This is a genomic window from Serratia sp. Res13-Sevr-LER1-36-b (genome assembly GCF_015673035.1).
GTDB classification, from domain to species: Bacteria; Pseudomonadota; Gammaproteobacteria; order Enterobacterales; family Enterobacteriaceae; genus Chania; species Chania fonticola_C.
The window spans coordinates 24,546-46,731 of sequence record NZ_JADACK010000037.1 but is presented as its reverse complement, the minus strand read 5'-3'; the positions used below and the strand labels follow the sequence as shown (position 1 = coordinate 46,731).

Sequence of the window (22,186 nt, the reverse complement as noted above, 5' to 3'; positions counted from 1 at the left end):
GTTTAATTACTTAACGGTCGATAAGTTAATGTTAGGCCTCTGCCCGAACGATTGCAAATGTTTTTTTAGTGGTCGTTAATTAATTCGTGTTATTCCGCTCAAGCTACGGGATCTGGAGAGGGACTGTCAGGGTGGTTTTTTTAATTAACTTATTGTTATTTAATTTATTTACTCATATTTTCTCGAGTTTGTCGTCACCTTGTAGCATGACGCAACCCGGACTGAACGCCATTTTCTGCCCGGCAGGGGCGCCATTGGCCGCATTGCTTACCGATCGCTAATTAAAAGTTGCTCGCTTATCATCGGCGGCGTACTATTTTTTGTACCGATCGATAATTTAATGATTGTGCCCGCGTTGGGCCACCGGGAAAGTGAGGGGTCTATGAGTATCAATAATGAAGACGCATGCGCGAAGAAATCACGCGGCAGGCCGAAGCAGTTTGATCGCGATCAGGCCGTTGAGCAGGCGCTTGAACTGTTCTGGCGCCATGGCTATGACTCCACCTCGTTGGCCGATCTGGTGGAAGCGACCGGGGCTAAAGCACCTACGTTGTATGCGGAGTTTGGCAACAAAGAGGGGCTGTTTCGCGCCGCAGTTGAGCGCTATCTGAGCCGCTACGTGGAATGTTACAACCGCCTGCTGGCCCAGGAGTTACCGATAGCCGATATCGTCGAGGCTTATTTGCGCACCTCGGCAGAGGTATTTACCGATCCGGAAAACCCTAGCGGCTGTTTTATGGTTTGTGCCAACGCCGCCTTGTCCTCCTCTTCAAACGATCTGGCCGAGATGTTGCGCAACAAGCATTTTGCGCAGGAAACCAGCCTGAAAGACTGCTTTGACCGTAAGGTGCAGCAAGGGGAGTTGCTGGCGCGAACCGATACCGCGTTGTTGGCGAAATACATTATTTGCCTGATTGAAGGCATGTCCGCCCAGGCGCGTGAAGGGGCCAGCCGTGAAGATCTGCTGCGGCTGCTGGATACCACCATGATGGTGTGGCCGCGTTTGAGCCAGGTGGGCAACAAAGTTTGATCCGCCGCTAGACAACCCCTCTCTCATTGCGGGAAAGGGGCCAGTTTTTACCGCGCTGTCAGCATCATATGCAGTAATGGGAAAGGCTTGCCTTGGCCATCCAGCTCGCTGCGGCCCGTCACCACAAAACCGTAATGCTGATAAAACGCCAATGCCTGCGGATTCTGCTCGTTGACGTCCAGCAGCAGTTCTTGATGCATGGGCGCAACCTCGGCCAGCAGGGCTTTGCCAATGCCTTCGCCACGCCGATCGGCATCAATAAACAGCATTTCCACTTTGTTGCCATCCAGGCCGATAAAACCGCATAGCTGCCCCGCAGCATCTTCGGCAACCCAGACGCTGACCGCCGGGAGATAGTCGTTGAGGATCAGCGGATACAGGCGCGAAATATCCTCTTCGGCCAGGAAGTGATGGGTGGCGCGCACCGAGCGCTGCCAGATTGCGACTAGCTGCTCGTTATCCGCAGCCACACGCGTTCTTATCGTTATCATCGAAATTCTCAATTTATTGTCATTTTAGCTATCCACATAGCGAGTTGAGCAGTCTCAGACTCAGCCCCTCACTATGATAAACTGCGCCATAGGTTGTGGACAGGGGGATGGAAGTGATACGCGCAGCGATAGAGAAACAGGTACTCAGCCTGACCGGGCTGGCACTCGGCGGGATTGATTTTGAAAATCCGGCTGGCGATCCGGGGCTGTTTGGCCCACAGTCTGTCACTTGGCAAGTGCATGGTGACTTCACCTCCATGCTTTGCGGCGGCGTCAGTGCGCTGCTGTTGCAGATGCTGCACCCGTTGGCCTTGGCGGGCGTGTGGGATCATTCCAACTTCCGCGAGGATATGCTGGGCCGCCTGCGTCGTACCAGCCAGTTTATCTCCGTCACCACGTTTGGCCCCAGTGCAGAGGCGCAACGCCTAATCGCCAAAGTCAAAGCTATCCATTTACAGGTCAACGGCACCGACAATAACGGCCAGCCTTATGCCGCCAGCGATCCGCATCTGCTCACCTGGGTCCATGTCGCCGAAAGCAGCCGTTTCCTGGCCTCGCACCTGCGTTACCGTAATCCGCATCTGTCCCTTGCTCAACAAGATACCTATTATCGTGAAGTGGCTCGCGTCGCGGAAGCCTTGGGCGCGCGCGATGTTCCAAAATCCTGTGCGGCGGTTGACGATTATCTGCAACAGATGCGCCCGCAGTTGGTCTGCGATGAACGCACGCTGGAAGTGGCGCGCATTCTGCTGGCGGCCCCGGCTCCCAGCACGCTGGCGCGGCCGTTCGGCGCATTGGTGATGCAGGCAGGGATCGATCTGTTGCCGGACTGGGCGCAGCAACAGTTGGGATTCACCCCAGGAGCGACCCGGCGGCGGTGCGTGCGTATTGGCGTTGGCGGCGTTGGAAGAGTGCTGCGCGCTTCGGTACGCAATGGCTCCTACCATCGGGCGATGCGGCGCATGAATAAGAGCGCATCAGCGCAATGTTAGCCAGCGCGGCCACTTTTGAGACTATTGCCCGTGATCCCGATTGATGATGCGTTCTACACTGGCCCAGAGAAATATTCTATTTTTAGCGTACAGCCTATTTGTGCGCCAGCAACCCCTTGAGGTGATATGAACGAGTCAAACGTACTTGCTGAAGTGAATAACGAGAATCAAACGCTGGTCGCGGTGGTTCAGCAAGATAGCCGGGCCGCCTATTTTTATATCTACCCAACGGAAGAGTACAGTGAACGTTTTCAGGTGCGTGCCTGTTGGCTGCGCAACCTGGCTACGGCTCCGCAGCAGGAAGATCGCGCCGCTATGGAAGCCGGTCTTCCCCCAATGTTGGCGGCCGAGTATTGCCGTAATCTGGAAGGCGAAGCGCCATTGGATCCCGCAGGGCTGATGGTGATCTGGACGGAAAGCGACGACGGGGCTGCCCTGTGGTATCACGGGCAACTGCTAGCAGTGATCCCCGGCTGGAGTTTATACATCGATCACTCGGTCTGCTATTCGGCAAGCTGCATCAAAGAGAATCCATTGGCCTATCCGCTGGGCTCCGCATCCACCAATACGCAATATGCGCTGGCGGAAAATACCCGGCAGTTCTGGCGTAGCTGGCAGCGGGAAGAGGGTAATCCCTGGCCAAAAATGCAGAGCGATTACCAGGCACAGTACGAACAACACTTTGGCCCTTCGGTGAAGTATTACGCTATCGATCAGGGCAAATGGCCGCCGATGGCCATCACCCAGCATGAGCGCGACGGGGTTTACTATTTCCTGACCATGGGGGCCAGCATCCGGCCAATGCCGTGGGTCGAGATTCTGTTCAACGACGATGCCGCCAGGTTCCGCCGGATGGAGATGGCAATCGCCATCGATGGCCAGTATATGACCGAAGAGAATGCGGTGCAGATGGCCAGCGCGTTAGCGGGATTTGCCCATGTGCCTTGGGCGAACATCACCTGGTTTGGCGAAGGGCATACTCTGGCGTCGGCGGTGGCTCCGCAGGGCTATGAAGGCTATGTACTCTCTTCGTCATTTTATCCCTACAGTGAGCACTTGGTATTGCCTAAACAATACGGTGATACGGTGAATATTTTCTGGGCCAGCCCGGTGTTTGCCACCGAGCGGGAATTGGCTCAGGCCACGCCCAACGGTGGTCACGATTTGGTTAAAATGCTTCGTGAACAGGGTGTCGATCATATCTTCCGCCCGCGTCAGCCTCTCGTTTAACGAGGGCGAGGTACTGTCTATTTAACGATCGCTTTTGGAGCCAGCTATGAAGTCAGCGTTGTTAGTTATCGATGTGCAGCAGGGCCTGTTTAATCCCCCACCGGCAGAGGCCGAGCATGTGCTTACGCGGATTAATCAACTGAGTGAACGCGCCCGGCAGGCTGGTGCACCGGTGATTTTTATTCAGCATCAGACGGCTCATGAAGAGCTGCCAGCAGGCAGTGCAGCCTGGCAGATCCATTCGGAGCTGCAGGTGCAGGCAGGGGATCATCGGGTTGATAAAACCACGCCGGATTCCTTTTTACGCACCAATCTGGGCAAGCTGCTGATTGCCGAAGGGGTCACACAACTGGTGATCTGCGGCTATTCCACGGAATACTGCGTCGATACCACCACCCGCCGGGCCGCTGGCCTGGGTTACCCGGTGGTGCTGGCGGCAGATGCACATACCAGCCATGACAAACCCCACGCCAGTGGGCTACAGATCCGTACTCACCATAATGCCACCTTGTCGAGTATCGAAAGTTTTGGTGTAGCGATCCGCGCCGTGCCTACAGCCGAAGTGAGTTTCTGAGCCGGATGTCGCTCTTGACGCGGTTCTGAGCGGAGTGTAACGTAGCTGAATGAATATCTTCCCGCAGTTCACATCTTGTTTTAGCTGGTGGCGCCTTTTCTAAGGGCGGCACGGGTATTCATCCCTCATTTTTAATGCCGCCGGTTTTGGCGGCATTTTTATATGCGTTGATCCGGCGGTCTGTATACTTCCAGGAGCAAGGCTATGAGTTACACCATTCTGACTGGCGATCGCGCCACCGGTTCACTGCATTTGGGTCATTACGTCGGTTCACTGCGCCAGCGCGTTGAGCTACAGCATCATCATCAGCAAACGGTGATGGTGGCCGATCTGCAAGGGCTGACCGATAACGGCAGCAACCCACAAAAAATCAGTGCCAACGTGCTTAACGTGGTGGCCGACTATCTGGCGGTGGGGATCGATCCTGCCAAGACCACGCTGTGCCTGCAATCTGCGCTTCCGGCGCTGGCAGAATTGACGATGTATTACCTCAATCTGGTCACCGTTGCCCGCCTGGAACGTAACCCTACGGTGAAAAGCGAAATCATCGAAAAAGACTTTTCACGCAGCCTGCCTGCCGGATTCCTGATTTACCCGGTCAGCCAGGCGGCGGATATCACCGCTTTTGGGGCGACTCACGTGCCGGTTGGGGAAGATCAGTTACCGATGCTGGAGCAAACCAATGAAATTGTCCGGCGCTTTAACCGCATCGTCGATCGCGAGGTGCTGGTGGAGTGCCAGCCGTTGCTGAGCCGCGTTGGTCGGCTGCCGGGGCTAGATGGGCAGGGCAAGATGTCCAAGTCACGCGGCAATACCATCATGCTGGGGGCCAGCGCCGACGAAGTGCATAAGGCGGTGATGAGCATGTTTACCGATCCCAACCACCTAAACGTCAGCGATCCCGGCCAGGTGGAAGGCAATATGGTATTCACCTATCTGGACGCGTTTTGCGAGGACGCGGCGCTGGTGGCACAGTTGAAGGATCACTATCGTCAGGGCGGTTTGGGTGACGTGAAGATTAAACGGTTGTTGGAGGATTGTCTGCAAACCCTGCTGGAGCCTATCCGCACCCGGCGTGCCGAGTACAGCGCCGATAAGGGCGAACTGATGCGTATCCTGAGAGAGGGCAGCCAGCGGGCCAATCAGGTGACTCAGGGCACCTTGGCACAGGTCAAGTCCGCGCTGGGTCTGGATTTTTTTGCCCTGGATTGAGGTTCCCTCTCCGGCTGGAGAGGGAAAATCTGGCGATCAGGCCGCGCTGTCGGTGATCGGGTGTTTGACGATAAACACGTAGGACAGCGCCCCGATCAGGGTAACGCAGGAACAAATGGTCAGTGCCAGGCTGAATGAGTTGGTGGTATCCAGGATCCAGCCGGTGATCACCGGGGCAAACGAAGCGAACACAAAGCTGGCAAAGTTTTGAATGCTGCCCACCGAGGCGGTCATACGGGATGTGACCGCCACGTGGATCAGCCCCCAGCAGGAAGTACCGGCAAAGTGGATACAGAACAGCGCCATACTGATTAATGCCACCGCGCTGGTGGTGGTGGTAGCCTGTGCCACGACGGAGGTAAAACCAGCGGACAGCAGCATACCAGCGACGATACAGATTTTACGGCTCTTGAGCGGAGCCATGCCCCGACGCACCAGAAAGTCGGTGACAAAGCCGTTTGACAGCATGCCCGCCGCACCAAACAGGAACGGGATTGCCGCCAACATACCGGTACTTTTCAAATCCAGATGGTAGGTGGTCTGCAGGTAGCCCGGCAGCCAGGCCAGATACAGCCAGGCGGTGTAGTTGATGCCGCTAAAGCCGATCATCATCCCCCACATGGTGCGGTTTTTGAACAGCGATCGCCATTCCTTGAAGTTCATCGGTTCACGGCGTGCGCTCACGCTACCGGCGTTGAGATAGCTTTGCTCCTGCTCGGTGAGTTTGATGTCTTCACGGTTGCGATACAGCATGTACCAACCAATGGACAACGCAATGCCCAGTAAACCAATGGTGATGAACATCCCGCGCCAGCCTAACAGCAGCATCATGGCGGTGAGGATTGGTGGGCTAATGGCTAACCCGATGGTGGAGGCCGAGTTAAAGATCCCCATCGGCATACCGCGATCTTTGATGTTGAACCAATCGTTGATGACTTTCACGCCGCAAGGGTTCATGGGGGCTTCGCCGATCCCCAGGCCGATACGCACCCAGATAAACTGGGTAAAGTTGTGGATCATGCCTGACATCGTCTGGAACGCAGACCAGACAAACATCCCCAGACCCAGCATAATACGCGGGCCTTTGCGATCCAGCAGCGGTCCACAGGGTAATTGAGCAATCCCATAGGCCAGCGAAAAGGCGGAAAGTAGCAGGCCGATCTCGGTACCGCTCAACCCCATTTCTTCACGAATGGTGGAGTTGGCGACGGACAGCGAACTGCGATCGAGAAAATTAATCACGGCAGCAAAAAATAACAGGATCATTGCCGTAGTCTGGATTTTTTTAATTTTTGCAGAGCGCTCCGCTATGCCGCCTTTGGGTATAGGATTAATGCTATCTGAATAACTGTCCGCCGGTTCTTTACCAGTGCTCACGGTGGTTATCTTTTCCATCACTCGCCTCTATATTCCGTATTAATAATAGTTATTCTTCCGGGGCATGGCCCTGGTTCGGTGTTAACAACGGTATGTCTTTCGGCAGTGAGCCTAGGCGGCGAAAATGTTTCATGGTGCTTTTTTTAACCGGTTCCGTGCGGCGGTTACGATTTTGCTGTTTTTAATCGGTTTTAAATCCCGTTTCACTCTGTTTTTTATCAATAAAAATCAGCAGGCATCCTGTTTGATGGAACGGATCATCGACTGTTTTGCAGTATCAAGATGGCGGTGAAGCTCACGGGCGGCCTCCTGATCGCTGCGGCAGATCAGGGCGCTTAAAATGGCCATATGCTCTTCAATCGCAATAATATTTCTTTGCTTCAGGTCGGTTTCATCCCATTGATAGTGGAAGTGAAAAATCACCGAAATGATTTCCAGCGACTGATTGAAAAACGGATTGTTGGCGGCCGACAGGATCAGGGTGTGGAAGTCACGATCCAGCTGAGAGAACAGCCGATAATTGTCGCTGATGGTGTCGCGCAACTCGCGATGGCGGTTCAACAGCTCTTTGGCCTGCAACCAGCGGCTGTCCTGTGCGGGCAGGTTGATAAAGCGTGATAGTGCGTGGGTTTCCAGCATTTGACGGAGTTCAAACAACTGCTCGGCATAGTTCTGATCAAATTTTTTCATGCTCCATTGGCCGCGGCGTACGTTGTCGATAAGGTCAAAGCGGCTGAAGCGCAGCAGGAATTCCCTCACCACTACCGGGCTGACGTTAACCGCGCGTGAAAGCTGCAATTCGGTGAATGAATCCCCCGCGCGCAGCTGCTTTTGGTTAATCATCTGATAGAACGCTTTCTCAAACAGCTTGCCTTGCTCGTCCAGCGAGTGGCTCATGCATTCAAAGCCGTCTTCTGCCAGCGGCATGCGCAGGATCACATAATCATCCTTGACCTTCTCCAGAACCCCACGTTGATGCAAATGCGTTAGCGTGTGGCGCACCGTGGTGCGACTGATGTTATACATTTCTGCCAGCCCAGCCTGGGAAGGCAGCGGTGAGCGGATATGGCCCTTGATGATGCCGTCGATCATCTGATTAACCACGTTCTGGCGGAGGTTTTGCGTTCTGCTCATGAGATCCCTCTGTGGGCTAAGGTGTTTTTTAAACATTTAAAACCCATTTAAACCGGTTTAATTTGTGCTGACTCACAAATTCTCCTCATCAGCACAATACGCCTGTTCTTTTTGCGGGATAACAGCGCCACATCACATGAGGAGGGATCATGACCACAATGAATACGCTAGTTTGTCTGGAGCCGACCCGGCTGGTTTACCAACAAAGGCCGGTACCGCAGCCTGCGCCTGACGAAGCGGTGCTAAAAATACTGACGGTAGGCATTTGCGGTACCGACATCCACGCCTGGTCTGGTCAGCAACCGTTCTTCAGCTACCCGCGGGTGCTGGGGCATGAAATATGCGGCGAGATTGTCAGCGTCGGTGGCCAGGTGAGTGAATTGCGCGTCGGGCAACGTGTGGCGGTGATCCCTTATGTCTCCTGTCATCACTGCGGAGCATGCACCAGCGGCAGGCCCAATTGCTGTGAAAATATCTCGGTGATTGGCGTGCATCAAGACGGCGGTTTTAGCGAGTTTTTAAGCGTGCCGGTGAGCAACCTGCTGGCCGTGGATGATGTGGAGCCCCAAGCGGCGGCGCTGATTGAACCATTCTCTATCAGTGCCCACGCCGTACGCCGAGCGGCCATCGAGCAGGGCGATCATCTATTGGTGGTAGGAGCAGGGCCGATTGGTCTGGGGGTTGCGGCTATCGCCAAGGCGGACGGGGCAACCGTGATCGTGGCCGATACCAGCGCAGAGCGCCGTGCCCATGTAGAAAAAATGCTTGGGCTGACCACGCTAGATCCGTCGGATACCGGTTTTGACGCGGCCTTAAGAGCCCAGTTTTCCGGCATGCTGGCGGCAAAAATCATTGATGCCACCGGCAATCAGCATGCGATGAACCATAGCGTCAACCTGATCCGCCATGGTGGCAGCATTACGTTTGTCGGCCTGTTCAAGGGCGATCTGCAGTTCTCCGATCCGGAATTCCATAAAAAGGAAACCACCATGATGGGGAGCCGCAATGCGACCAAAGAAGACTTTATCAAGGTTGGCCGATTAATGGCCGCCGGAAAAATAACTGCCGGGATGATGCTTTCTCATCAATTCGAGTTCTCCACGCTGGCAGATATTTATGAAGCAGAAGTGATTAATAATAAACAGCTGATTAAAGGCGTGATTCATTTTAATTAACTTGATTACTCCCCAGGTCTTGCCGAGAGTAATTTACGGCCTGGGGGATCACCGGATGCAAGGATCAATAATGAAACAACTTAATCGTAGTGAATTTCCTGGCGCGCAATATCCCGATCGCATTATCCAATTCGGTGAAGGTAATTTCTTGCGCGCCTTTGTCGATTGGCAAATCGACCTGCTAAACCAGCATACCGGGCTGAATGCCGGCGTGGTGGTGGTGCGGCCAATTGACAGCCAGCAGCCGCCTTCGCTCAATACTCAGGATGGCTTGTATACCACAATTATCCGTGGGCTGAATGAGCAGGGGGAAGCGGTTTGCGAGCCACGCCTGATCCGTTCGGTCAACCGGGAAATCAACGTTTACCACCAGTACGACAGCTATCTGGCATTGGCTCGGGATCCGGCGATCCGCTTCGTGTTCTCCAACACCACCGAAGCGGGGATCAGTTATTTACCGGACGATAAGTTCACCGACGCTCCGGCGGCCAGCTTCCCGGCCAAGCTGACGCGGCTGCTGTTTGAGCGTTTCAGCCATTTTGACGGTGCTGCAGACAAGGGCTGGGTGCTGCTGCCGTGTGAGCTGATCGATTACAACGGCGAAGCGCTGAAAGAGTACGTGTTGCGCTATGCGCAGCAGTGGCAGTTACCGCAGGCGTTCACCGATTGGCTAAACGATTGCAACACCTTCTGCTCAACGCTGGTCGATCGTATCGTCACTGGCTACCCACGCGATGAAGTAGAGCAGTGGCAGCAGCAGTTGGGGTATCAAGATAGCTTCCTCGACACGGCGGAACATTTCTATCTGTTTGTGATCCAGGGCCCGCAGTGGCTGGCGAAAGAGCTGCATCTGGATAAGTTGGATCTGAACGTCCACATCGTCGATGACATCAAACCTTATAAAGAACGCAAGGTAGCGATCCTCAACGGGGCGCATACGGCGCTGGTGCCGGTGGCGTTCCTGGCCGGTTTGAATACCGTGGGCGAGGCCATGAGCGACGAGCAGATCGGCGGCTATGTGGCACGCACCATTGCCGAAGAGATTATGCCGGTGCTCGATCTGCCACAGGAAGAATTACGGCCATTTGCCGAAGCGGTACAGAACCGTTTCCGTAACCCGTTTATTCAGCACCAGCTGCTGTCGATTGCGCTGAACGGCATGACCAAATTCCGCACGCGTATTTTGCCGCAGTTACTGGCAGGCCAACAGAAAAATGCCGCGCTGCCGAAACGGCTGACCTTTGCTTTGGCGGCGTTGCTGGCTTTCTACCGTGGCGAACGGCAGGCGGGTAGCTATGCGTTACAGGATGATGCTCATTGGCTGACGAGGTTTGCAACGTTGTGGGCCGGAGTGGAACATCGTGACCTGACGCTCGCGGCGCTGGTAGAAAGCGTGCTGGCCGATGAGGCGCACTGGGGGCAAGATCTCAATGCCGTTACTGGGCTTACCGCTGCCGTGACCACCGATCTGCAAGCTATTCTTGACCACGGAATGCGTGCGGCATTGAGTGAAATGGAACGCCGATAAAACCTCCATCCGCATATTTTAATCCTGCCAATCACGGGAAATGGCGTTGAACGTCATTTCCCGGCCATAAAACCATCATCTGCGTGTCATACAGTTATTCGTTAATAGGTGCCCATAAGATTAGCCACTGAAATCAGAGAAATCATATGGCGCAGGCACTGTTAAAACTGGCACCGACCGACTATCCAGGCCAGCAACCGATCCCGTTACGCAAGGTATTAGCGGTAAAAGGGCTAGGTAAGGCTTATCAATCTCAGCAACGCGTCCTCGACGACATCAATTTTGATCTGCACGCCGGGGAGTTTGTGGCGGTTATCGGCCGCTCCGGGGCCGGCAAGTCAACCCTGCTACATACGCTGAACGGCACCATTCCTTCCAGCTGTGGCGAGATGCTGCATTTTGAGGACGATGGAGTTGCACAGGATATCGCGCAGCTCTCAGCCCGCCAGATGCGCCAGTGGCGCGCCCGCTGTGGCATGATCTTCCAGGATTTTTGCCTGGTCCCCCGGTTGGATGTGATCACCAACGTGCTGCTTGGCCGCCTCAGCCACACCTCGACGCTGAAATCCTTCTTCAAAGTGTTCGACGATGCTGACCGCGCACGGGCCATCGAGTTGTTGCAATGGCTGAATATGCTGCCGCATGCACTGCAACGTGCAGAGAACCTGTCCGGCGGCCAAATGCAGCGCGTCGCTATCTGCCGTGCCCTGATGCAAAACCCCAAAATTCTGCTGGCCGATGAGCCGGTTGCCTCGCTCGATCCGAAAAACACCCGCCGCATTATGGATGCGCTACAGAAAGTCAGCGAGAACGATATCGCGGTGATGGTGAACTTGCACTCGGTCGAACTGGTGAGGGAATACTGCACCCGGGTGATTGGCATCGCCCAGGGCAAAATCATTTTCGACGGCCACCCGTCGCAGCTTAACGAACGTATTTTGCAGCAGCTGTATGGCGAAGAAGCCACTCAGATCCATTAATCACTTGAACGTCACCTTTACCTTTTCACACAGGGCATGCGCAATGAAAAAAGTATTCACACTGACCACCATGATGGCCGGCGTAATGATGGTATTTAATGCAGGTGCAGCGGAAGCGCCGAAAGAGTTGAACCTGGGGATCCTGGGGGGGCAGAACGCTACCCAACAGATTGGCGATAACCAGTGTGTGAAAGATTTTCTCGATAAAGAGCTGAACGTAGACACCAAGCTGCGTAACTCTTCCGACTACTCTGGCGTGATCCAGGGCCTGCTCGGGGGCAAGATCGATCTGGTGTTGAGCATGTCGCCTTCGTCATTTGCTTCGGTGTATATCAAGGATCCCAAGGCGGTCGATCTGGTGGGGATCGCGGTGGATGATACCGATCAGTCGCGCGGCTATCACTCGGTGGTGGTGGTGAAAGCCGACAGCCCTTACAAAAAGCTGGAAGACCTGAAAGGCAAATCCTTCGGCTTTGCGGATCCGGATTCGACCTCCGGTTTCCTGGTGCCAAACCAGGTGTTCAAGAAGCAGTTTGGCGGCACGCCGGATAACAAATACAACAACTTCTTCTCCAGCGTCACCTTCTCTGGTGGCCATGAGCAGGACGTACTCGGCGTGTTGAACGGCCAGTTTGAAGGTGCGGTCACCTGGGCCTCGATGATTGGCGATTACAACACCGGCTATACCAGCGGAGCCTTCAACCGCATGATCCGTATGGATCATCCAGATTTGATGAAGCAGATCCGCATTATCTGGCAGTCGCCGCTGATCCCGAATGGCCCGATCCTGGTGAGCAACTCCCTGCCTGCGGAGTTCAAAGCCAAGGTGGTTACCGCCATCAAGAAGCTGGATACCGACAACCATCAGTGCTTTATCAAGGCGATGGGCGGCAAGCAGCACATTGGCGACGTCAAGCTGGCGGAATACCAGACCATTATCGATATGAAGCGTGAGCTGACCAAGGGCGATCGCTAAGGCTGGCTACGTTCTCGGCCCCTCACCCTAACCCTCTCCCACAGGGAGAGGGGACTGACCGAGTCACAAATTTGTACCTTGGACGTGCTACAGATTGGCTTCATGTCCTTGCCCATAACACCGATCTAGCTCCCTCTCCCTGTGGGAGAGGGTAGGGGTGAGGGGACTGACTGAGTCACAAATTAATGACTGTATTCAACCTGTACCTTGGACGTGCTACAGATTGGCTTCATGTCCTTACCCATAACACCGATCTAGCTCCCTCTCCCTGTGGGAGAGGGTAGGGGTGAGGGGACAATACTCTCCACTACAAGAAGATGGAAAGCGATTTTGAATACCGACTTTGCACACTACTACCAACGGATCCGCAGTAAGCAGAAGCGTGAAACCCTGCTCTGGTCGCTCGGGCTGGTAGCGCTTTATCTTGGCGCAGGCAATATTGCCGAGTTCAACCTGCATACCGTCTGGGTGTCGATCCCCCATTTCTTTGACTATCTGGCAGAAACCATCCCGGTACTGCACTGGCCGCTGCTGTTCGCCGACGGCCATACCGAAGGCTCCTTCGCCTATTGGGGCTACCGGCTGCATATCCAATTACCGCTGATTTGGGAAACCTTACAGCTGGCGCTGGCGGCGACCATCCTTTCCGTGCTGGTGGCAGGCGGGCTGGCCTTTTTGGCGGCCAATAACACCCACAGCCCGGCGACGCTGCGCTTTGCCATCCGCACGCTGGTGGCGTTCTTGCGCACCATGCCGGAGCTGGCCTGGGCGGTGATGTTTGTGATGGCGTTTGGCATCGGCGCCATTCCCGGTTTTATGGCGTTGGCGCTACACACCATCGGCAGTCTGACCAAGCTGTTCTATGAATCGATCGAAACCGCCTCCAACAAGCCGGTGCGCGGGCTGGCCGCCTGTGGGGCCACGCCGTTACAGCGCATGCGTTTCGGCCTGTGGCCGCAGGTCAAACCGATCTTCCTGTCCTACAGCTTTATGCGGCTGGAAATCAACTTCCGCCAGTCGACCATCCTCGGCCTGGTAGGTGCAGGCGGAATTGGTCAGGAACTGATGACCAATATCAAACTCGACCGTTACGATCAGGTCAGTATGACGTTGTTGCTGATTATCGTGGTGGTTTCGCTGCTGGATTACGCCTCCGGTGAATTACGTAAACGCGTTGTCGAGGGGAAAGCCTAATGTCCGTTCAGCCGATCTCTGCCACCAATCTGCAGCAACTCAAGCAGCAGAACCCGGAAATCTTCTCACGCCAAGGGCGCTATCTGCGTACCCTCGGCATGATTACCGTGGCGATTGTGTTGTATTACGTCTTCTTCTTCCTGGTGTTTGGCATTTCCTGGCCGCAGTTTGCCAACGGTTGCCAACAGATTAGCCGCTACTTTATGCGCATGTTTGTCTGGCATGACTTTGCCAACTGGCCGTTTGGCTATTATTTCCAACAGATCTTTATCACTCTGGCGATCGTGTTTGCCGGCACCATCACGGCAACGCTGCTCGCTTTACCGCTGTCGTTTCTTGCCGCGCGCAACGTGATGTCCTCGCCTGTGCTACGGCCAATTGCGACGCTGGTACGCCGCCTGCTGGATATTCTGCGGGGGATTGATATGGCTATCTGGGGCCTGATTTTCGTGCGTGCCGTGGGCATGGGGCCGCTGGCCGGGGTGTTGGCCATCGTGATGCAGGATATCGGCCTGCTTGGCAAACTGTATGCCGAAGGTCACGAAGCGGTGGATAAATCCCCCAGCCGTGGGCTGACGGCAGTGGGGGCCAATGGGCTGCAAAAACACCGTTATGGCATTTTCACCCAATCCTTCCCGACCTTCCTGGCGCTGAGCCTGTACCAGATTGAGTCCAACACCCGTTCGGCGGCGGTGCTCGGCTTTGTCGGGGCAGGGGGGATCGGCCTGGTCTATGCCGAGAACATGCGGCTGTGGAACTGGGACGTGGTGATGTTTATCACTCTGATCCTGGTGGTGGTCGTGATGCTGATGGACAAGATCTCCGCCATCCTGCGTAATAAATATATCGTTGGCGAAGAAATTCCGCTTTACCAGAAAAATCATTAATCTCTGCGGGTAAACCCTGGTTTGCCCGTGGAAATTCCATTGAGAAACCCCCGCCGGATCCCTATACTGCCGCCATGCAAGGTGTGCAGCGCTGCACGCCTCTCCTGATTGACAAGCGAAAGGCTATTCCATGATTAACAATGATGTGCTGCGCAGCGTGCGCTACATGCTGGCTATTAATGACGCGAAGATGGTAGAGATCGTCAAGCTGGACGGTTTTGACGTCGATGTCGCAGCCATGGGGACCTATATGATCAAGGAAGGCGAGCCGGGTTTTGCCAACTGCCCCGACGAAGTGATGGCCCATTTCCTCAATGGTCTGGTGTTCTTCAAGCGTGGCAAAGACGATAAATTCCCGGCACCGGCGGTAGAGCTGCCGATCACCAACAACCTGGTGCTGAAAAAGCTGCGTGTGGCGTTTGAACTGAAAGATGTCGATCTGCACCAGATTTTTACCGCGGTGGAATTCCGTATCTCCAAGCCTGAGCTGAGCGCGCTGTTCCGCAAAGAGGGCACCAAAAACTATCGCCCATGTGGCGATCAGATGCTGCGCTACTTCCTGAAAGGGCTGACCCAGCGCATACGCGGCGCCTAATCCTGCGTATCACGACATCAGGCGTCCTCATCGAGGGCGCTTTTTTTTTGTGCACCCTGCATTTGTCGATCATACTCAGTACGATGCCGCCTGGCGGTAGAAAATGTCCGAACTTTCCGACTGAAATAAGGGAATTATGACGACAGCACCCACCACGTTGCCACCGGTGTTAACCAGCACGGCAATAGAACAAAAAATCCTGCGCAGGTCGATCTTCTGCACGCTGTTTATTGCCAGTGCCGGGATCGTGTTTGGGATTGTCTGCGGTTCCATGTCGATCGTGTTTGACGGCATGTTCTCGGCGTTGGATGCAGGCATGTGTTCATTATCCCTGCTGGTATCCCGCCTGCTGGGGCAACCCCATAGCCGCCGTTTTCAGTATGGGTTCTGGCATGTCGAACCGCTGGTGCTGGCATTTAACGGCAGTTTATTGACGTTGCTGTGTCTGTATGCCTTTGTGAACGCCGTCAAAGGCATTGCCGACGGAGGGCGCGAGCTTGAGCTGGGCTGGGCGATTGTCTATGCCGTTACCGTCAGCCTTTTCTGCTTTACCCTCTATGTTAAGCAAACCCGGCTGAATAAGCAGGTTAAATCGGAACTGATCGCGCTGGATAACAAAAGCTGGCTGATGTCGGCCTGCATCAGTTCGGCGTTATTGGTGGCTTTTATTCTTTCCTGGCTAATGGAAGGAACCCGTTATGAGCACCTCAACGTCTATGCCGACCCTGTCGCGCTGGCACTGTTGACGCTGGTCTTGATCCCGGTGCCGATCAAAACGGTAAAATCTGCCATTCAGGAGGTGCTGCAGATGACGCCGGACAGCCTGGATGCCAAGGTGGAAGCCATTATGGCGCAGCTGACGCTGGAGTATGGCTTCCTGGATTATTCCAATTACGCCACCCGCGTTGGCCGTGGGCTGTTTATTGAGATCCACATCGTGATCCCGCCAGAGATGGAACACAGCGGCGTTCACAAGCTGGATAAAATCCGTGACCAGATAGCCGACGCTATTGGTGAAGATAGCCCGCACCGCTGGCTGACCATCTCCTTTACCCATAATGCCAAGTGGCTATAGGTTTTTCGCCATCACCCACATGGCCACGGATTGGCTGACGCTGGTATAGCTCTCCTCGCCCACGATCGCCATACCTTGGCGTTGATAAAAGCGTTGGCCAGCCACGTTACTTTTCAGCACGTCCAGCCACAGGATTGGTTGCTGTCTCTCGATGGCACGTCGCTGTACTTCGGCATATAGCCGTTCACCATAGCCGCGCCCGGCAAATTGTGGCAGAAAATAAATCTTCTGCAGCTCGGCCCCGAGGGTTGCGGTCGCTGCCTGCAGGCTGTCGAAATTAAGCTTGGCAAAGCCTACCGGCGTCTCTCCCTCATAGGCAAGCAGCCAGCAAGTATCGCGGTCTCGCAATGAAGGCTCCAACGCTTGTTCGGCAAAATCCTTGGTCAGAAACGCCTGCAACTCCTGCTGGTTTTGCCAAAGTGCAGCAAAGTGAGCGAGGTAGCTGGCAATTCCGATTTCCCGCACGGTCGCTAAATCAGCGGGCAACGCTTGACGGATCGTGAACACGATAGCCTCTTTGTTAGTGGTTAGTTGACTCATCTTGGGCGATCGGCTGCTTGCCGCTCAGGGCACCCCATTCGCTCCAGGCACCGTCATAGAGTTTCACCTGCCTGGCACCCAGTGATTGCAGGCCAAAGGCCAGCACCGCGGCGGTGACGCCAGAACCACAGCTGACGATGGTGGGCGCATCGATATCGACCCCTTTTTCTTCGAAGGTTCTTTTCAGCGCCTCGAGTGATTTGAAACGTCCGTTCTCCAGCAGATCGCCATACGGAATATTGATGCTGCCAGGAATATGGCCACGGTGCAGGCCTGGGCGCGGTTCCGGGGCTTGGGCATAGAATCGTGGTGCGGCACGGGCGTCGAGGATCTGCCGCTGGTCGTTCATCGCCTGTTCAACCTGCTGCATATCCACCACCGCTTCGGCATTAAAGTGCGCGCGGAAGGTCGCGGGGGTAGGGTTTGCAGGGCCGGTTTCCAAGGCGTTACCGCGCGATGTCCAACCCTGCAAACCTTCATCGAGCACGAATACGTGCTGTGCGCCAAAATTACGGAACGTCCACCAACCGCGTGGGGCAGAGAACTGATTGCCTCCATCATAGAAAACAATGGTCTGTTGGTCATTGATGCCCAGTTTACCTGCGGCGGCGGCAAAGGCTTCTGCCGTGGGTAGCATATGCGGCAGCGTCGTATTTTTATCTGCGACATCATCAATATCGAAATACACCGCACCGGGTATATGGCCCCGTTCAAATTCGGCCAACATGTCTTGCTTCGGCACCTGACCGACAGGCGCCATACGCACGTCAACCAGCGTCAGATTTTCATCGTTGATATGTTGCTCAAGCCATTGCGCGGTCACTAAAAAAGCAGAGTTCATGGTTATTGTTCGCCTGTCAGGACAAAGAAGGTTTTCACTATACCTCAACGATCTCGCATATTGGTATGCTGCGGTTTGAAAGGGAGCGGGACAGATGATTGACGAAGACTTTGGCGGGGCGAAAATCGCCTTGCTGTACGGCGGCCAGGTGCTGGTTTACCTGCGTGATGACAACCCGGCGATCCCCTGGCCCGGTTGCTGGGACTTGCCCGGCGGCGGACGTGAAGGGGACGAAACTCCGGTGCAATGTGTGCAACGGGAAACCGAGGAGGAGTTCGGTATTCTATTGCCTACACGGCAAATTGTCTGGCAGCAGCGTTACGCCGGGATCACGCCTGGCTCGCCGCACACCTGGTTTATGGTGGGGGAAATCACCTTGGCACAGATTGCGGCGATCCGTTTCGGTAATGAAGGGCAGTGCTGGCAAATGATGCCTGCGGATGAATTTGTGCGGCACCCGCAGGGCATTGCCCATCTGCGTCAGCGGCTAGCGGATCGCTTGGCCCAGCTCGGCTAGCCGGACACGCTCGATCAACGCCTCGAGCTGGTGCTCGGAAAATACTTCGATGCCATGTTGGCGTAGTAGTTCAGCGGTGACACCACTGCCGGGTTGGGTTTGACCGTTGAATGCGCCGTTGTAAATGGTCTGGCTCCCGCAGGAAGGGCTGCGATCGCTCAGCAGGGCAAAGCGGCAGCCATGCAGGCGAGCGGTATCCAGCGCCAGATGGGCACCCAACAGATACTGGTCGGTGACGTCGTTCCCTTGCACGTCGATCACTCTGGCCCGGTTGGCTATCACTTCAGCGCCATCGGAAGCGGCAGCAATCTCTGCCGGTGGGCGCGGCGTGGAGAAACCGGCGGCCAATTCGGGGCAGCACACCACCAATCGACCCTCTTTTTGCCACTGCTGTAAGGTGGAATCGATAATGGTTTTGCTGGAGGCGTTATAACGTACGTTGAAACCGGCCAGGCAGGCACTGAGCAAGATTTTCGGCGGCATGAGGTGTCTTCTGTTGAGGGGGCGAAAGTGTGGCATCAAGGCCCACACGCGCGGCTTTATAATAGCAGCGCGGTTTAGCTTAATACCAGCCGTACCTCCCCACTATTTTGCTAACCCTGTGTTCTTTATCCACCGCGTTTTATGAGGGCAGTCACGGATCCGTGGCAAAGTTGATTATCGGCTTGTTAATGAAATTTAAATTTCATATAAATACATAATGATTTTTATTTTCCAAAAATAGGCAAGGGAGAAAACGATGAAACAGGTGCGCGTTGGATTAATCGGTACTGGCTATATTGGCCGCTGTCATGCTATCGCCTATGCACAGGTAGGCACTGTGTTCCCGCTGAAAGGGGAGCTGGTGTTGGAGATGCTGGCGGAAGTCACACCCGAGCTGGCAGCCCAGCGTGCGGCGGAGTTTGGCTTCGTACGTTCAACCGGTGACTGGCGCGAACTGGTGGCCGATCCCGCCATAGACGTGGTGGATATCTGTGCCCCGAACTTCCTGCATAAAGAGATGGCCCTGGCGGCTATTGCACAGGGCAAGCATGTTTATTCCGAGAAGCCGCTGGCGCTGAATGCGCAAGACGCCGCCGAGATGGTGCAGGCCGCGCGGGCCAAAGGGGTCAAAACCCTGGTGGGGTTCAACTATATGAAAAACCCGACCAGCCAGCTGGCGCGGGAAATCATTGCCAACGGTGAAATTGGCGAGGTGGTGCATTTTTACGGTACGCATAATGAGGATTATCTGGCCGACCCGCGTACGCCGATCGACTGGCACTGCCGCAAAGCCAGCGCCGGGCTTGGGGCGTTGGGCGATCTGGCGGCGCACATCGTGAATATGGCGCATTATCTGGTGGGGGATATCGTCGCGGTGTCGGGCGATATGCAAACCCTGATCAAACAGCGGCCCGATCCGAGCAACCCGGCCAAGGTGTGCCAAGTCGAAAACGAAGATCAGGCCAGCGCGCTGGTGCGCTTTGCCAATGGCGCGATGGGCACCCTCGAAACCTCACGCATTGCCTGCGGGCGCAAAATGGGCCTGACTTATGTGGTGACCGGCACCAAGGGCACCTTGAGTTTCACTCAGGAACGCATGGCCGAACTGAAGCTGTATCGTCATGACGAACCGGCTGAGCGGCAGGGCTTCAAAACCATCATGGTAGGGCCAAAGCACCCGGATTACGCCGCGTTTTGCATCAGCGCCGGGCATGGCATTGGCTTTAACGATCAGAAAACGGTGGAGATCCGCGATCTGGTCAATGGCATTGCCGCGGGCGATCGGATGTGGCCGGATTTCGAGGAAGGCTGGAAGGTATCCTGTGTACTGGATGCGATTGCCGCCTCTGCCGAACAGCGCCGCTGGCTGGATATCAACCGCGATTGACTCTGGTGACTTGTGGAGGCGGCTAACTGTGCTATCCCGTAGGGCCTTGCATGCAGCGCCCATTTGGCAGCATGCAAGGCACTTGGATGGTTAAAACGCAAAGCAAGAACAGCCGAATGCGCCCCAGAAGGCATTCTCGTTAGAGATGGGAATGCTGGAGCGGCGGGCAATATCATGCTGGTGAGCATGAACGCCACAAGGACCGCAACACTGGTGTGCCTGGCTTAATGTACCTACCTTGCTGGGGGTTGCGGGCGGTGCTGAGCGATAATGCCCCGGTACATTGACCACCGGTGACCATTCAGGCAGTACCGGTAACGGCGGCGGAGAGAACGGAGAGAAACTGCCCGCAGCATAGACAACTTTGCCATCCACCACGGTCATGACCGACTCAATTCCCTTGATCTGCTCTTCCGGTACGCTGAAGTAATCCTGTGACAGCACGGCCATATCCGCCAGTTGTCCCACCTTGATCTGGCCCTTTTTCCCTTGTTCGGTAGAGAACCAGGCACTGCCCTGTGTCCAAAGCATTAATGCCGTTTCACGATCCAAACGAGCCTGATCGTCATACATTGCCATACCGCCGACCGTACGGCCAGAAACCAGCCAGTACAGCGCTGTCCAAGGGTTGTAACTGGCGACGCGGGTGGCGTCGGTGCCTAGTCCAACCGGCAGTTCTGCCGCCAACATTTTGGCGACCGGTGGAGTCTGTTTGGTGGCTTCGATGCCATAGCGTTCGGCAAAGTATTCCCCTTGAAACGCCATGCGGTGTTGTACGGCGATACCGCCCCCGAGGGCTTTCACTCGCTCGATATTACGCTCAGAAATGGTTTCCGCATGGTCAAAAATCCAGTGCAGACCAGCAAAGGGGATTTCGCGGTTGACCTTCTCAAACACGTTCAGCATTCGGCTGATAGATTCATCATAAGTGGCATGCAAACGGAACGGCCAGCGGTGTTCCACCAGATGGCGTACCACGCGTTCCAGCTCATCCTCGGTGCCTTCAGGCAAGTCCGGGCGAGGTTGCAGAAAGTCTTCGAAGTCGGCCGCCGAGAACACCAGCATTTCACCCGCGCCGTTATGGCGGTAAAAGTCCGTTCCCTGGCCGGGTTTGAGCATATCGGTCCACAGCTGGAAGTCTTCCAACTCCTGCTTTGGCCGTTGGGTAAACAGGTTGTAGGCGATACGCAGTGTCAGCTGTTGTTTTTCGTGCAGTTCCGCGATGACCTGATAGTCCTCGGGATAGTTCTGGAAACCGCCGCCTGCGTCAATCGCGCTGGTCAGGCCCAGGCGGTTGAGTTCGCGCATAAACTGGCGGGTGGAGTTCACCTGTTGTTCCAGCGGCAGCTTCGGCCCCTTGGCTAAGGTGGCGTAGAGGATCATGGCATTGGGCTTGGCGATCAACATCCCGGTTGGGTTGCCGTTGCCGTCACGCTGGATTTCGCCCCCTGGCGGGTTTGGTGTGTCCTTGGTGTAGCCCACCACTTTCAGCGCAGCGCGGTTAAGCAGGGCGCGATCGTACAGATGCAAAATAAATACCGGCGTGTCTGGGGCGGCGGCGTTGATTTCATCCAACGTAGGCATACGGCGCTCGGCGAACTGGAACTCGGTCCAACCACCGACCACTCTGACCCACTGTGGGCTGGGTGTACGCAGTGCCTGTTCCTTGAGCATACGTAAAGCATCGGCCAGCGAAGGCACGCCTTCCCAGCGTAGTTCCAGGTTGTAATTCAAACCACCCCGGATCAGGTGCAGGTGTGAATCATTCAGGCCTGGCACCGCCGTATGGCCTTGCAGGTCGATGATCTGGGTTTCCGGCCCGGCGTGTTGCATGACGTCGCTCTCACTACCGACGGCCAGAAACTTACCGTCCTTGATCGCCACGGCCTGAGCGGTGGGATTTTCGCGATCGACGGTATGGAATTTACCGTTGCTGATGATCAATGAAGCGGTGTGACTCATAACGTT

Annotated in this window: 22 protein-coding genes; 15 read left to right on the top strand and 7 right to left on the bottom strand. The window is 55.3% G+C overall.

The annotated features are described in order from the left end of the window. The first annotated feature begins 382 nt into the window (after positions 1 to 382). A complete protein-coding gene (locus IMQ33_RS21265) occupies positions 383 to 1,030 on the top strand; it encodes a TetR/AcrR family transcriptional regulator (RefSeq protein WP_098928114.1) in 648 nt (215 codons plus the stop codon). A gap of 47 nt (positions 1,031 to 1,077) precedes the next feature. Here IMQ33_RS21265 and IMQ33_RS21260 read toward each other — a convergent pair whose 3' ends face one another. Next, positions 1,078 to 1,521 carry an acetyltransferase gene (locus IMQ33_RS21260; RefSeq protein ID WP_196061979.1) on the bottom strand — a complete coding sequence of 148 codons (444 nt, stop codon included), beginning with the start codon at positions 1,519 to 1,521 and terminating at the stop codon, positions 1,078 to 1,080. Between the two features lie 107 nt (positions 1,522 to 1,628). On the opposite strand from IMQ33_RS21260, the gene IMQ33_RS21255 reads away from it, so the two are divergent. The 4 genes from IMQ33_RS21255 to trpS all read left to right on the top strand — a co-directional run bounded on the left by IMQ33_RS21255 (position 1,629) and on the right by trpS (position 5,529). Next, positions 1,629 to 2,513, top strand: coding sequence for an oxygenase MpaB family protein (locus IMQ33_RS21255; RefSeq protein WP_161711840.1), 885 nt, complete (start codon positions 1,629 to 1,631; stop codon positions 2,511 to 2,513). A gap of 126 nt (positions 2,514 to 2,639) precedes the next feature. Then, positions 2,640 to 3,743, top strand: a complete 1,104-nt coding sequence (locus tag IMQ33_RS21250; protein WP_196061978.1) for a suppressor of fused domain protein — start codon at positions 2,640 to 2,642, stop codon at positions 3,741 to 3,743. A 46-nt stretch (positions 3,744 to 3,789) separates the two neighbouring features. Further along, positions 3,790 to 4,317 (top strand): cysteine hydrolase family protein, encoded by a 528-nt coding sequence (locus IMQ33_RS21245; RefSeq protein ID WP_196061977.1) that lies wholly within the window; start codon positions 3,790 to 3,792, stop codon positions 4,315 to 4,317. A gap of 204 nt (positions 4,318 to 4,521) precedes the next feature. Beyond that, positions 4,522 to 5,529 carry a tryptophan--tRNA ligase gene (trpS, locus tag IMQ33_RS21240; RefSeq protein WP_046808111.1) on the top strand — a complete coding sequence of 336 codons (1,008 nt, stop codon included), beginning with the start codon at positions 4,522 to 4,524 and terminating at the stop codon, positions 5,527 to 5,529. Positions 5,530 to 5,565: 36 nt separating this feature from the next. On the opposite strand, the gene IMQ33_RS21235 is transcribed toward trpS, so the two are convergent. Together IMQ33_RS21235 and IMQ33_RS21230 are read right to left on the bottom strand one after the other, a co-directional pair. After that, positions 5,566 to 6,924 (bottom strand): MFS transporter, encoded by a 1,359-nt coding sequence (locus tag IMQ33_RS21235; RefSeq protein ID WP_024527456.1) that lies wholly within the window; start codon positions 6,922 to 6,924, stop codon positions 5,566 to 5,568. A 210-nt stretch (positions 6,925 to 7,134) separates the two neighbouring features. After that, on the bottom strand, positions 7,135 to 8,040 hold the full coding sequence (locus IMQ33_RS21230) for a GntR family transcriptional regulator (RefSeq protein WP_021805171.1): 906 nt from the start codon (positions 8,038 to 8,040) through the stop codon (positions 7,135 to 7,137). A gap of 149 nt (positions 8,041 to 8,189) precedes the next feature. Between IMQ33_RS21230 and IMQ33_RS21225 the strand changes: the two genes are divergently transcribed. From IMQ33_RS21225 to IMQ33_RS21190, 8 genes are all read left to right on the top strand, one after another. Further along, positions 8,190 to 9,215 (top strand): zinc-binding alcohol dehydrogenase family protein, encoded by a 1,026-nt coding sequence (locus IMQ33_RS21225; protein WP_065686806.1) that lies wholly within the window; start codon positions 8,190 to 8,192, stop codon positions 9,213 to 9,215. A 70-nt stretch (positions 9,216 to 9,285) separates the two neighbouring features. Continuing rightward, positions 9,286 to 10,743, top strand: coding sequence for a tagaturonate reductase (locus IMQ33_RS21220; protein WP_196061976.1), 1,458 nt, complete (start codon positions 9,286 to 9,288; stop codon positions 10,741 to 10,743). 146 nt (positions 10,744 to 10,889) lie between these two features. Further along, entirely contained in the window at positions 10,890 to 11,723 is an 834-nt protein-coding gene (gene phnC / locus IMQ33_RS21215) for a phosphonate ABC transporter ATP-binding protein (RefSeq protein WP_186580476.1), read from the top strand. A gap of 43 nt (positions 11,724 to 11,766) precedes the next feature. Continuing rightward, positions 11,767 to 12,699: a phosphonate ABC transporter substrate-binding protein gene (gene phnD, locus IMQ33_RS21210; protein ID WP_065686808.1), complete on the top strand. Its 933-nt coding sequence runs from the start codon at positions 11,767 to 11,769 to the stop codon at positions 12,697 to 12,699. Positions 12,700 to 13,029: 330 nt separating this feature from the next. Next, entirely contained in the window at positions 13,030 to 13,893 is an 864-nt protein-coding gene (gene phnE, locus IMQ33_RS21205; RefSeq protein WP_024486430.1) for a phosphonate ABC transporter, permease protein PhnE, read from the top strand. Further along, positions 13,893 to 14,780 carry a phosphonate ABC transporter, permease protein PhnE gene (gene phnE, locus IMQ33_RS21200; protein WP_196061975.1) on the top strand — a complete coding sequence of 296 codons (888 nt, stop codon included), beginning with the start codon at positions 13,893 to 13,895 and terminating at the stop codon, positions 14,778 to 14,780. Before phnE (IMQ33_RS21205) ends, phnE (IMQ33_RS21200) begins: the two co-directional genes overlap by 1 nt. A gap of 130 nt (positions 14,781 to 14,910) precedes the next feature. Beyond that, positions 14,911 to 15,375 carry a DUF1456 family protein gene (locus tag IMQ33_RS21195; protein WP_021180467.1) on the top strand — a complete coding sequence of 155 codons (465 nt, stop codon included), beginning with the start codon at positions 14,911 to 14,913 and terminating at the stop codon, positions 15,373 to 15,375. Between the two features lie 136 nt (positions 15,376 to 15,511). Beyond that, positions 15,512 to 16,450 carry a cation diffusion facilitator family transporter gene (locus IMQ33_RS21190; RefSeq protein ID WP_161711831.1) on the top strand — a complete coding sequence of 313 codons (939 nt, stop codon included), beginning with the start codon at positions 15,512 to 15,514 and terminating at the stop codon, positions 16,448 to 16,450. Here the strand turns inward: IMQ33_RS21190 and IMQ33_RS21185 are convergent. Together IMQ33_RS21185 and sseA are read right to left on the bottom strand one after the other, a co-directional pair. After that, positions 16,445 to 16,957 (bottom strand): GNAT family N-acetyltransferase, encoded by a 513-nt coding sequence (locus tag IMQ33_RS21185; protein ID WP_161711830.1) that lies wholly within the window; start codon positions 16,955 to 16,957, stop codon positions 16,445 to 16,447. The two genes, IMQ33_RS21190 and IMQ33_RS21185, sit on opposite strands and share 6 nt — an antisense overlap. 13 nt (positions 16,958 to 16,970) lie before the next feature. Further along, entirely contained in the window at positions 16,971 to 17,831 is an 861-nt protein-coding gene (gene sseA, locus IMQ33_RS21180; RefSeq protein WP_196061974.1) for a 3-mercaptopyruvate sulfurtransferase, read from the bottom strand. A gap of 94 nt (positions 17,832 to 17,925) precedes the next feature. Between sseA and IMQ33_RS21175 the strand changes: the two genes are divergently transcribed. Further along, positions 17,926 to 18,348, top strand: a complete 423-nt coding sequence (locus IMQ33_RS21175; RefSeq protein WP_196061973.1) for an NUDIX hydrolase — start codon at positions 17,926 to 17,928, stop codon at positions 18,346 to 18,348. On the opposite strand, the gene IMQ33_RS21170 is transcribed toward IMQ33_RS21175, so the two are convergent. After that, complete coding sequence (locus tag IMQ33_RS21170) at positions 18,319 to 18,831, bottom strand: DUF523 domain-containing protein (protein WP_161711828.1); 513 nt, start codon at positions 18,829 to 18,831, stop codon at positions 18,319 to 18,321. The genes IMQ33_RS21175 and IMQ33_RS21170 overlap by 30 nt on opposite strands. A gap of 256 nt (positions 18,832 to 19,087) precedes the next feature. Between IMQ33_RS21170 and IMQ33_RS21165 the strand changes: the two genes are divergently transcribed. Further along, entirely contained in the window at positions 19,088 to 20,218 is a 1,131-nt protein-coding gene (locus IMQ33_RS21165; protein WP_196061972.1) for a Gfo/Idh/MocA family protein, read from the top strand. A 90-nt stretch (positions 20,219 to 20,308) separates the two neighbouring features. Here the strand turns inward: IMQ33_RS21165 and IMQ33_RS21160 are convergent, their stop codons facing one another. Beyond that, positions 20,309 to 22,180 carry an amidohydrolase gene (locus tag IMQ33_RS21160; RefSeq protein WP_196061971.1) on the bottom strand — a complete coding sequence of 624 codons (1,872 nt, stop codon included), beginning with the start codon at positions 22,178 to 22,180 and terminating at the stop codon, positions 20,309 to 20,311. Positions 22,181 to 22,186 lie beyond the last annotated feature (6 nt).